Here is a 12481-nt window from a genome sequence, read left to right on the forward strand (position 1 = left end):
TCCTTAAATTAGGGGGACGAGTAGATGCAGAGCAATTTTGAATTTTTAAAACTAAATGTAGACGAGGACTTGCAGGAGTTATACCCATTAGCGGTTCAAGTTGAAAAAAGTTATGTTAATGAAATGTTCACACCGGCTTTAATTGCGATCCGAACATCCTTGGAGCATGCTGCACGGATGATAGCCGATCAACATTTTTTAGACTTGCCTTTTAATAGTACCTTTAATGATGTTTTGAGACAGTTAAAAAGGGAACGTTTGGTGCCTCAGCAATTTTTAGATATTTTTTATAATTTGAAAAACAAGGGCAATGAAGCAGCACATGAGGCTTTAACTCAATTTTCAAAGCAAGAAGTATTGAATGCACTGAATGAGTTTTATGAAACTTTGGTCTGGTTGGTTAATACCGAGTACGACCAGAAAGTACAGTTGAACTTTAAAGAGCCAGTTAAAGAACAACTATATCAGACAATGGCAGAACGGAAGCTAGTTTATGTCCAGACTGCAAATAATTCAGATGGAATGTGGCCAGCATATGAAGGTTTAGAAAAAATTGGTGAGGCTTCATCTCCTGAGTATGAGATGGAGGCAGACTGGAGTCCAAATAGTAATTATTTGCGTCAGGTCGCTGACAAGCGAATAAATCAATACATGAGAACTTCAGGGGTCCCATATGTGCTTGAGTGGACTGAACTTGCTTGGAATAAAAAAAAGCATGAATGGTTCCATGATTATGATGTTCATGAAGTCTTACAGAGATCTCACTACGATAAATCCGATAAGGTTACTGGTGCAGAGTGGTTCCAGATTGATTTAGAAACTGCTAAGAAGGCAATCGCCGCTGTTAAAGAAGGAAAATCAGCGATTGATGGCCCTCAGCAAGAAAATCAAATTATATTGCGTCCTGAACAAGAAAAAGCAGTTGAACAAACGCAAAAAATCTTCAAAAAGCCAGGTAAAATGCTCTGGAACGCCAAGATGCGTTTTGGCAAGACGGTTGCTGCCTTACAATTGATCAAAGAAGAAAAATACAAAAAAGTTTTAATAATGACACATCGGCCAGTGGTTTCTGATAGTTGGTTTACAGACTTCGGGAAAATGGAAATGAGTAAGGCGGGGTATCGGTACGGCTCAAAAAACAAGGGAGAACAGCTTGGCTATCTCGTTGAGTCTGAAAATCCTTTCATTTACTTTGCAAGTATTCAAGATTTGAGAGGTTCCACCGAGGCTGGTGGCAAACAAGGCGATAAAAATGAGTTGATTTTTTCAACTCAGTGGGATTTGGTTATTATCGATGAAGCACATGAAGGAACACAAACAGACCTTGCCCATAACGTTTTGGACCTTGTTACAAATGATCAGACTCGGACTTTAGAGCTTTCAGGAACTCCCTTCAATTTAATCGATGACTATGATGAAGAGCATGTTTTTACTTGGGATTACGTTATGGAGCAAGAAGCCAAGACAAAATGGCAGGTGGAACATCCTAACGAGAAGAACCCGTACGAAAAGCTGCCAAAAGTATCCATGTATACATTTGCGATGAAAAATCGTGATTATTTGGATGAGCAAAAATCATTCAACTTCAAAGAGTTTTTCCGAACTGAAGAGGATGGAAGTTTTGCACATGAACAGGACGTTAATAACTTCTTAAATGAAATTACTACTCAAGATGAGAAGACTAACTATCCGTATTCGACTCAAACATATCGTGATGAACTGCGCCATACTTTATGGTTGGTTCCAGGCGTGAAGGAAGCGAAAGCTCTAACTGATCTGTTAAGAAAACACCCTGTTTTCGGAAAAGAATACAAAATTATTAATGTTGTTGACAATGATAAGAGTGACACGGTCGAAAGTGTTGAAGATGATGATCGCGGCCAAAGTGACGTTGAGCGGGTACGCAAAGTAATCACTGACAAGGCATATCAAACTAAAACAATTACCATTTCCGTGCGTCGCCTGACAACGGGTGTCAATGTGCCTGAATGGACAGCAATTATGTTTCTAAACAATACTACGAGTGCGATGCAATACTTGCAAGCAGCATTTCGTGCCCAGACACCGTATTCTGATGAAAAAGGAATGAAGGAGAACTGTTATATCTTTGACTTTGCTCCTGATCGTGCCTTGACTGTCATGGCAGAATCGACCAGTCTAAATACCGGTGCTGGTAAGTTAGTCTCTGGTGAGCAAAAAGAGGCTATGAAAAAGCTCTTGAATTTCTTGCCTATTATCGGAATGCATGGAAATGAGATGAAAGAGTACCATGTTGACAAGTTACTAACTCAAATCAAACGTGTTTATGCGGAAAAAGCAGTGAGAAGTGGTTTCGATGATGATTCCTTATATAGTGATGAACTTTTAAAACTTGCCGAGGCAGACTTGTCTGATTTCAAGAACTTACAGGCAATTGTCGGTTCGACTAAGAAAACAAAGCTTGAAAACAAAGTTGCTATAAATGATCAAGGACTCTCAGATGAAGAGTACGATACAGCAGAGCGAGGCAGGAAAAAGAAGAAAAAGGAACGCACTCCTGAAGAGCAAGAAGCAATTGATAAGATGAACGCTCTAAAAAAGCAAAAGAAAACGATGGTTTCTGTACTACGTGGAATTTCGATTCGAATTCCCCTTATGATTTACGGAATGAAAGCTGATTTAGCAGATGACATTACTTTAGATAAGTTCATTAAGTTGGTAGATCAACAGTCTTGGGAAGAATTTATGCCCAAAGGAATTACTAAAGGTGAATTTGCTAAATTCAAAAAGTATTATGACCCTGAGGTTTTCATCGAAGCAGGTCGAATCATTCGGAGGAAAGTTAAACAACTTGATGCTTTAGAACCAATTCAACGAGCAGAAGAATTGGCAATAATTTTTGGGACTTTTAAAAATCCAGATAAAGAAACAGTTCTAACTCCTTGGAATGTAGTTAATCGTCATATGGCAAGTACAATTGGTGGATTATCATTTTTTGATGATAATTTTGAAACTATGCGTGATGGTAATGTTCCTTTAAACCATTGGGTAGAAACGACTGAGACAGCTGAAGCTTTCAAGCCTGATACTAAGATATTGGAAATTAATTCTAAAACGGGTCTGTATCCTTTATATGCAGCAGTTAGTCTTTATTGGAAGGCTTTTGCTAAATTGAATTCGGACCAAGCAGGTAAGTTTACCGCGCAGGACGAGGATAATTTATGGCAAAAGGTTTTAACCGAAAATGTTTATGTGTTGGCGAAAACACCAATGGCAAAAACAATCGCTGAAAGGACTTTAGCTGGATATCGTGATTTTAAAACCAATGTTCAGTATATCGATGGAATTGTTGAGATTGCCAAGGATAATATTGATAATGCAACCGAGAAGGTAAAGGAGGCTTTTGGTAATATGAAATTTGATGTTGTAATTGGAAATCCTCCATATCAAGAAAGCGATGGTGGAGCTCGGGCGAGCGCAACGCCTGTATATCAACATTTTGTTCGTCTAGCAAAAAAATTATCCACTTCATATGTAACATTGATAATTCCAGCGCGTTGGTTTGTTGGTGGTAAAGGATTGGATGATTTTCGCGATGAAATGCTGACGGATAACCACCTTAAGCAATTGTATGATTTTAAAAATCCAGAAGATCTTTTTCCAAAAACTAATATTCGAGGTGGGATAAGTATTTTCTTAAGAGATGATAGCTATGTTAATTCAAAGAAAGGTGTTCGGGTCATTACGGTCGAGCATAATCAAGTGAAGTCAGATATTTATCGTCCGTTAAAAACCAACGATATAGATATCTTTATTCGTGATATAGAAGCGCTAGAAATTTTGAATAAAATATCATATAAAAACGGGAGTATTGAAGAAATTGCATCACCTCGTAAACCTTTTGGTTTTGGCGGATCATTTATAAACGATAAGCGATTTTTCTCAAACGAATTTAAATTAAAAGACCCTATCAAAGTTTATGGAAAATCAAAATCCGGGTTTGTTGAACGCAAGGAAATTAAATCACATTTAGAATGGGTCGATCAATACAAAGTGTTTACAGCACGAGCAAATAACATTGGCACTGAATTAAACGACGATAATTTAAATACGATTGTTGGAAAACCTAAAGAAATTGTTACTGAAACATATATTGTTATTGGTGGTGATATAAATCTTGATAATAACACAGCCAGAAATCTAGCTAAATATCTACGCACGAAATTTGTACGTTATTTAGTTAGTTTAGCTAAGTCCAGTCAAGATGCTGCACGTAGTACTTACAGATTTGTTCCAATCCAAAATTTTAATAACGATGAAATTGATTGGTCCAAAACACTAAGAGAAATTGATGAACAATTATTTAACAAATATAAATTGAATAAGACTGAACGAAATAAAATTGAAACTTCGATTCAAGATTTGACCAGTGGTGAGAAATGAATATTACCATTCTTTTTGTTCTTCTTTGCTGAATAACAGAAGTAGTTTTAAACTCTAAATTTGATAGCATGACCATCTCATCAATAAAAAATGGGATGATTTTTTGAACTGAAAAAATGAATCGGAGTAAATAAATGAAGCTACCAGTTCCACTAATGAAAAGGTAGCTTGATCAAGCTACACTTTTATGCTGCAGTCACGGGATAGAATACACAGTTTACGTTTGAAGCCCTCAGACAAAACAAATTATTATTATTTGCAGTTAAAGGGTAATAAACCACACTCTTCTTTTATTGATGAAAGTATATACAATCTTGTGAAGCAAAAAGAGCAAGTTATGCTGGATGCTATTGACGGGCAATATCTTGCGCCGATGATCACGGATGATTATCTGGAAGATGTGAAGAATATTATAAGCGGTTAGTGAAGGTTTTTAACTCAAAATTGCAGGGGGTGTCGTTGTGAATTCGACGAGTAATATGGCATTAAAGCACATTAACGAGGCTGCAAGAAATAACTCTTTAATACTTTTTGTTGGTGCAGGTGTATCAAAAAATTCAGGCCTTCCAAGTTGGAGCGAATTGATTAACGTTTTTAAAGAGGAAATGGATTTACAGGACGAAGATGATTACTTAAAAGTTGCTCAATATTATTATGATTCTGTAGGACAACAAAAGTATTTTCAGAAAATCCAAGAGGTACTGCAAAATGATATAAACATTAATCCCAATGAAATTCACAATCAGATTTTAAGAATCCGGCCAAGACATATAATCACAACAAATTATGACTCATTAATTGAGGATAAGATAGACTCAAGCATTGAGAAGTATGAGGTTATTAAACAAGATTCTGATATTCCATATGCTCAATCTGGTCGTTATCTGATAAAAATGCATGGTGATTTGGCTTTAAAAAACATCGTCCTTAAAGAGGATGATTATTTAGACTATGAGAAGAACTTTTTCATGGTTTCTACATTGATCAAATCCTTGATTATGAATAATACAGTCCTTTTTATTGGGTACTCCTTGAATGATTCTACCTTTAATTCCATTTTTCGGATAATCCAAGATAGTTTTGGGGAAAATGCCAAAAAAGCTTATTTTTATACTGCCGATAGGCAAAATTCAGCTAAAGAAGAGTACTATAAACACAAAGGAATTACTGTAATTTCCGATGAAACAACAAGCTCTGATTGCCTCGGAGAAGCTACGATTGATTTTTTAAAAAATATCCTCTCATTTGAAAATGTTATTCCAAAAAGCTCCACAGAACTGTGGGATAATGTTAATTTTTTAGACAATTTGCCTTTTGTACAAACAACTGATGTTGTGAGTGTTTCTAATTTGAAATCGAAAGCTCTTTTGTATAGACCAGATTTGTTAAGTTGGACAGATAAAGAAAATGAAGATTCTAAATTTTTTAAAAAAGGTAACGAGGATAAACTAATAAAATTTATAGATGAGAAAACATTCTTTCATTCTTTCTTAGGCTATCAGAGCAAGGAAGACGTGAATGTTTTAAAGAATCAGGTATTACACGATGCATATGAGCTGTATCTAAACCATAAGTACGAGGAAGCTAGGCTAAAATTTAGAGAGATTGCGAACTATTCATTTAAAAATAAAGATTACTGGAATTATTTACTTGCAGAGTTCAACGTTAATCATATTGGAGTTTTTTCTAGTTTTGAAGGGACACTGCAGGCGTTACCTGAACCAATAACAGGAATTAACGATCCAAACAAAATAATTGAATCATTGAAAAATAATGGTAATGAACGAACAAAAAAACTTTGTCAATTTTTTCAAGACAATATTGAGAACTTTGGATTTATTACGAAAAAATTCAGTAAAATGAATAGATTACTTGACAAACTTAGGAATGAACGAAATAACTACAAAGAAGGAGGGATTTCTTGGAACTCAAATTTACCTCTCGCCAAGTTTGAGTTCCAAGAATTATTAACATTTATTACAGCAAATTGTATAACCGTTTTTCAATATAGGAAATTTAAAGATGTTGTTAACAGATACTTTGAATGTCTTTTAATCGCATATGATAATTCACAACAAAAAGCTAAGAATGATTTTTCAGAAACATCTTCCATCATGAAAAGATTTCAGCTAGATGATATAAAAAATATTATTCCCTACATGGATATAAAAAATATTCCCGCATTGTTTGAAAGTTATGGGATAAAAGATCTAGAAGTTGATGATGATGTTCTTGAATATATTTTTACTAAGATTTCAAGTTTATCAAAAGAAATACATGATAATTATGACCAGGACAAAAATAGCCAGCTGAAAATATATATAAAATTCTTATCGTATTTAAAGATAGAAAGCGTTAATAAAATAGTTGACTTATTAAAAGAAATACCTATCAATTTTCATACTCATGGTGATGTTGCCAATCTATTACGCATAATTGTTAATTTAAAAGATAAAATTTCCGAAGACCAATATGTCGATTTGGTGGCAGCTCTTAATGATATTTTGAATCAAATACTTTTGTTTGAAGATACCAGCGCTACTAAAGAATTTTACGAAAAAAAATATTTTTTATATGTTCAATTAATTGATTTGGTTTTTAAAAAAAGTCCAGAACTTATTGTTAAACCTGAAAGCCTTCAAAAAAGCCTTGAATTAATCAATTATGTACCTGAAGAGTTAACTGAAATAACACGATATGAAAATTTTATAGTGAACTTTTACGAGTATTTAAGCACAAAACAACAAAAATTGTTACAACAAATTTTCACAAAATATGAGAAAGTCAATGAGAATGAATTAAACATTGGTTTTGTAACTGAAATAGCCATACACAAGATTTATGGATTTAATTCAAAAAAAGATATTATACTAGGTTTTGTGGTTGAAAAATTGAATTCGAATAATGAACCCTTAGCAAGAATTATACCTAATCCTAAAGAGGAAGGGGTTCGTATGTTGTTTAACTTTATTCAAAATGGTTACTTCACTTTGGAACAGGTGAAAAGCAAAGTAGATTTTGACGATTTAAAGGGCGTCTTGCCTGAATTTGATTGGAAGTTTTTAAATATATATTCAGATGAAGTGATTTTTAAGCTCGTTGAAAAATATAACGACTTTAATTGGGTAAAAAAGTTTTATGGTAAAACGGACGAAGAAGCAAAAATACTTGACGAATGGCTTATCGATCAAGCGATGAAAGGTAAGATAGAGTTCAAAGAATGATAGGTAAGCAATGCTTAACGGACCTATTTAAAGAGAAAATTAGATTTAATGAATCTGCCATATCAAATGCGATTTTAGAGGTACTAGCATTATGTAGCTAAGGATGGTGAAAAGTTTTGAATTACTTAAACACGCCATTTGGTAATTTCTGGCTTGAATTTAACGGCATCAAAATCAGGCTTGAAAAGATGGATCTGACCAAAAACTTTAATAATGATAACACTAAATATTCCATCGATTCAGCGGTAGTGCTTAAACCACACATACCACGAGGAATAAAACGAGGGATTATTAGCTTAAAATCAGACGTTGATTTGCATACTTCTGTTATGCCTGTGGATCGTGTATCGGATGAACGTTATGACGGATTTGAGTGGCATAACGAAGAATGGAATTTTGCTGGCGGAATTTTTTTGCCAATGCAAAATCTTGAGAGTTACTATTCGGTTTCTGAACTTGAACTTCCTTCAATTGAACTGGGTGATAAGGTATTGCCAGATGATGTCCTGTTTGAAGTTTCATACAAGAATCGAAGGAAACTCTCCAAAGGTAACGATCTATCTTTGTATTTCTCGATGGATTTAATGGATATCGCAAGCTCCAGATTTGGTAATAATGACTAAATTTTGATTTTTACGTTCTGTGTGGTTAGCTTCTTTTAGAAGTTTGGGCAAGTAAAGAGAGTAGGTGTATTTTGTGAAAAAGTTAAGCACTCCATTTGGTAATTTCTGGCTAGAGCTGGATGGAACCACGATAGATTTTTCGCCAATTGATGTGACTGCAGATTTTAACCGTAATTCAAAAGATGGTGAGAGTGTTAGTGCGGGAATGATCATCATACCCCATTTGCCGTATTTCTCTAGGTCCGGGGATTTGACAGTTCAGACGGATGCTGATTTTACAATAGATTATTATCGCATCAACCATAGTCAAGAATGGGCTTGGTGTGTTGGAATGGGGCTTGATGTTGAAGACACAGAAGACGCTGAAATAAAAACCTCTCAGAACTTACTGGGTTTTAAAATTGAGTTTATTCAGGGAAGTGGAATCGTCTTCTCGCTGTCTTATAAGAAGTTAGAAGAATCTCCTCGGGTGGATCAATCCTTGCAACACTCTACCCGAGAAATAGCACGTGTGGATTATATAGAATGGCCAACTAATAATTGTTTACTTGGTGGTGCACTAGGTGATGCACTTGGTTACCCAGTTGAGTTTTCGAGCTTGGAAGAGATCCAGAAAAAATATGGTGATTCTGGGATCAGTTTTGCTAATTTTCAAGGAGTACCGTTGATTTCAGACGATACGCAGTTAACTTTGTTTACTGCCAATGGTCTCTTGCTTTCGAGCAAAGGAAATGACAAAGTCTGGGCTTGTTACCAAGACTGGCTAGATACTCAGTTTAAAGCGGACAAAGCTGAGATGAGTCATGAGCCGGTTTCTTGGCTGGTTGATTTTCCTGAAATGTTCGCTAGTCGAGAACCGGGACGAACTTGTTTAATGACCATCATGCGTGATCAGCCAGGAAAGTTGGACCAGCCAATCAATCAAAGTAAAGGCTGCGGAGCTTTGATGCGGATTGCTCCCATTGGTTTGATGTCTGGTCAGCAGGATTTACATCAAGTTGCTTTAGCGGCTGCTCAAAATAGTGCGTTGACCCATGGTCACGAGATGAGTACGCTGGCTTCTGCAACTTTAGCAGTCTTGTTGAAACTGGAATTAGATTTGCACATTGAAGAACGTCCGCAACTATCCAAGTGTCTCCAAGAAGCCCTGCAAGTTGTGCAGGAACAGTTTGCAGATTATGCAAGTTTGGCTGATTTTGTGGCTTTGATCAAACGAGCGGTCAGCTTAGCGCAAAACTCTGAGTCTGATCAAAAAAATATTGAAAGTTTAGGTCAGGGCTGGGTGGCCGAAGAGACTTTGGCCATAGCTATTTACTGTACTGCTAGATACTTAAATCAGCCCATCAAAGCAATTGAAGCAGCCGTTAACCATGATGGTGATTCTGATTCCACTGGGGCTGTTGCAGGGCAAATCGTGGGGATCTGTCAGCCTGAGAATTACTGGTGGCCGCAAGAGTTTGTTGAACAACTAGCCGAGAGAGATGTCATTGCTAAAATGGCATGCAAAATGGTCGTTAATGAGGTAAATCAACAGTATTTGTCTTGGGTTTTAGGATAAAAAAAGAGCGAAATGCTGTTTTGCATTTCGCTTTTGTGAGCCTAAAACCGATTTCTAGCTAGAAGGACTTACGACTTAACTGCCTCCACACATCAACTCACTGGCAAGTCCCGAGATAGTAATAATAAAATTACGATCTACAAATCCTAAGACTACTTGCTTTACCACAATTAAGATCATAACACACCTGCTTCGTTTCTGATGAAAGTTTGCTTTGCCGCGACTATTCAAGGAATTAGTAATTTTTAGATTTGCATGTTTTTAGTGTTGATGAGTAAAATCGTCAGCACTTTTTTTAGGTTCATAATAATTGACTTTATCAGCTTATTCTAATAAGTTTAGAGAGTGAATATAAATTCATTAGAAAGCTGTGATGCTATGTATGGGTTGATTGGTACCTGGTCGATGGCACTGAAGGGTGTAAAGAGTGCGGTGCCACGATTAAAGAACGGTGATAACTGCGGTGATGTGGTGGAACAAGCCGTTAGCACGGTGGAGGATTATCCCTATTTTAAGTCTGTGGGTTATGGTGGCTTGCCGAATTCTGCCGGTGAATTGGAAATGGATTCTGCCTTCATGAACGGCGACAACTTCCAAATTGGCGCGATTGCTGGAGTCAAAGACATTGCCAACCCGATCCAAGTCAGTCGGCGTTTGAGTCAGGAGCGAGTCAATAATTTTTTGGTTGCTCAAGGTGCTGAAAAATATGCCGAAGAACAGGGATTTGCACGCAAGAAAATGTTGACTCCGCGTGCGACTGGGCTGTGGGAAAAGCGGCAAGAAGAAGTCGCCAAAACTGGCAGGTTAACGCCTTATGACGGGCATGACACTGTTTGTTTTGTTTCTCTTGATCAGCAAGGCAGTATGGCAGTTGGAACTTCCACTTCTGGTTTATTCATGAAACATCCCGGCCGGGTGGGTGATTCGCCCCAAGCTGGCAATGGTTTTTACGTTGATAGTGAGCTTGGCGGGGTGGCTGCGACTGGTCTTGGCGAAGATATGATGAAACGCCCAATTTGTTTTGAAACTTTGCATCTAATGCAGGCTGGTTACAACGTCCAGGAGGCTTTGAATAAGGCAGTCTATGGTTTTGTCGATCTTCTGGGCCAGCGTAATGGACAAGTGGGAGAATTCTCCTATATTGCTTTGGACAAAAACGGGAATTACGCCTGTGCGACCAATGTCGATTTCCAATTTGCAGTTGCCACTGAAAAGGAAGAGCCGACTCTTTACTTGGCGCAGCCGCAAGCAAATCATCAAGTTGCTATTAGCCAAGCGTCAGCAGAGTGGATCAAAGATTATTATGCCAGGATCCAAAAATAAGATCAGGTGAGGTGGTCTAAATCAATGGAACGTGTGGAACAAGAAATCGCGGATAATTTGCAGCACTATCAGGAATTGCTGGGACAAGTCATCCAGATCCCCAGCGTGAAGGGTGCTCCAACTGCTCAGGCACCATATGGAGCCGGTCCAAAGGCGGCCTTAGAGCAAGCTTTGGAAATTGCCAGGCAGTTGGGATTAAAGACTGGACAAGTTGCTAACAAAGTTGGCTGGGCCCAACTAGATGGGCAAGATGATGAATATATTGCAGTCTTGGGCCATTTGGATGTGGTTCAGGCGGGTGAAAACTGGACGACTCCTCCGTACCAACTAACGGTCAAAGATGGCTATATGTATGGTCGCGGTGTCCTAGACAACAAAGGACCGATCTTAGGAGCATTATTTGCCTTATCTCTGTTGAAAAAGCACCAGGTTAGTTTGAAACACAGCATTCGCGTAATTTTTGGCACCGATGAAGAATCTGGCAGCGCGGATATTCCAGCTTATTTGCAAGCAGAGAAACCGCCGTTGGGGGGATTTACGCCTGATGGCAAGTACCCGGTGGTCTATGCCGAGCGGGGCATGCTTCGGCTGCAAGTTGACCTGCCGTTTGCTGAAGAAATCGCTTGGGATAAAATCAGCGGTAATTTTGCGGCCAGTTACATTCCAGATGCAGCAGAAGTCCATTTGAAAGATGGATCAGTCCAAGATTACGTCGGGAAAAAATCCCCCAGTAACGCACCAGAATTAGGCGACAATGTTATTCGAAAAATCGCGCTGGATGGGCAGAAGCTGCCTGGTCAGTTTGGCAAATATCTGGCCTGGATCAGTCAGATCAGTGCAGATACGACTGGTGAAAATTTAGGGGTGGCCTATCAGGATGAGTCGGGCGAGTTACAACTCAGTCTCTGGGGAATGGAGCTGTCGGCCGGTCTTTTACAGTTAAGCCTGACGATTCGGTACCCTGTTACTTTGCAGAAAGAAGATTTGTTGCAGAAGTTAAAGCAAAATTTGCCAGCAGGAGCACAGTTAAAGGTCGTCAGTGAAGTCGCACCGTTGTTAGTTGACCGCAAGCAGCCGATGATCCAAATCATGCAAGACGTTTATGAACAAGTCACGCACACAGATGGCAGCCCAGTGACAACGACTGGAGTTACATATGCACGCTCGCTGCCTAACATCGTGGCCTTTGGTCCGTCCTTTCCCGGACAACGCGGGATCGCGCACAAGGAAAATGAATGGCTCAAAGTTTCAGATTGGCAAAAGATGATTCAAATCGATTATTTGGCAATGAAAAAATTGGCTCAAGAGCTCTAACTTAAAATTTGATAGCG

General features: G+C 38.0%; 6 protein-coding genes. All 6 read left to right on the forward strand.

The window, feature by feature from the left end:
• Nucleotides 1–24 precede the first annotated feature (24 nt).
• The 6 genes from LFYK43_RS02430 to LFYK43_RS02455 all read left to right on the forward strand — a co-directional run bounded on the left by LFYK43_RS02430 (nucleotide 25) and on the right by LFYK43_RS02455 (nucleotide 12464).
• Nucleotides 25–4422 carry an Eco57I restriction-modification methylase domain-containing protein gene (locus tag LFYK43_RS02430; RefSeq protein ID WP_124975080.1) on the forward strand — a complete coding sequence of 1466 codons (4398 nt, stop codon included), beginning with the start codon at nucleotides 25–27 and terminating at the stop codon, nucleotides 4420–4422.
• A 461-nt stretch (nucleotides 4423–4883) separates the two neighbouring features.
• Nucleotides 4884–7646, forward strand: a complete 2763-nt coding sequence (locus LFYK43_RS02435; protein WP_124975082.1) for an SIR2 family protein — start codon at nucleotides 4884–4886, stop codon at nucleotides 7644–7646.
• Between the two features lie 116 nt (nucleotides 7647–7762).
• Nucleotides 7763–8269, forward strand: a complete 507-nt coding sequence (locus tag LFYK43_RS02440; RefSeq protein WP_124975084.1) for a hypothetical protein — start codon at nucleotides 7763–7765, stop codon at nucleotides 8267–8269.
• A gap of 73 nt (nucleotides 8270–8342) precedes the next feature.
• Entirely contained in the window at nucleotides 8343–9827 is a 1485-nt protein-coding gene (locus LFYK43_RS02445) for an ADP-ribosylglycohydrolase family protein (RefSeq protein ID WP_229717900.1), read from the forward strand.
• Nucleotides 9828–10205: 378 nt separating this feature from the next.
• Nucleotides 10206–11150 (forward strand): glycosylasparaginase, encoded by a 945-nt coding sequence (locus LFYK43_RS02450; RefSeq protein WP_124975086.1) that lies wholly within the window; start codon nucleotides 10206–10208, stop codon nucleotides 11148–11150.
• Between the two features lie 24 nt (nucleotides 11151–11174).
• Nucleotides 11175–12464 carry a Sapep family Mn(2+)-dependent dipeptidase gene (locus tag LFYK43_RS02455; protein WP_124975088.1) on the forward strand — a complete coding sequence of 430 codons (1290 nt, stop codon included), beginning with the start codon at nucleotides 11175–11177 and terminating at the stop codon, nucleotides 12462–12464.
• The last annotated feature ends 17 nt before the right edge of the window (nucleotides 12465–12481 follow it).

The organism is Ligilactobacillus salitolerans, assembly GCF_003864415.1.
GTDB lineage: Bacteria > Bacillota > Bacilli > Lactobacillales > Lactobacillaceae > Ligilactobacillus > Ligilactobacillus salitolerans.

What these genes read in the sequence shown, in the direction of transcription:
- LFYK43_RS02450 (WP_124975086.1), top strand. Translation starts at nt 10,206, where the DNA reads ATGTATGGGTTGATTGGTACCTGGTCGATGGCACTGAAGGGTGTAAAG.
- LFYK43_RS02430 (WP_124975080.1), top strand. Translation starts at nt 25, where the DNA reads ATGCAGAGCAATTTTGAATTTTTAAAACTAAATGTAGACGAGGACTTG.
- LFYK43_RS02455 (WP_124975088.1), top strand. Translation starts at nt 11,175, where the DNA reads ATGGAACGTGTGGAACAAGAAATCGCGGATAATTTGCAGCACTATCAG.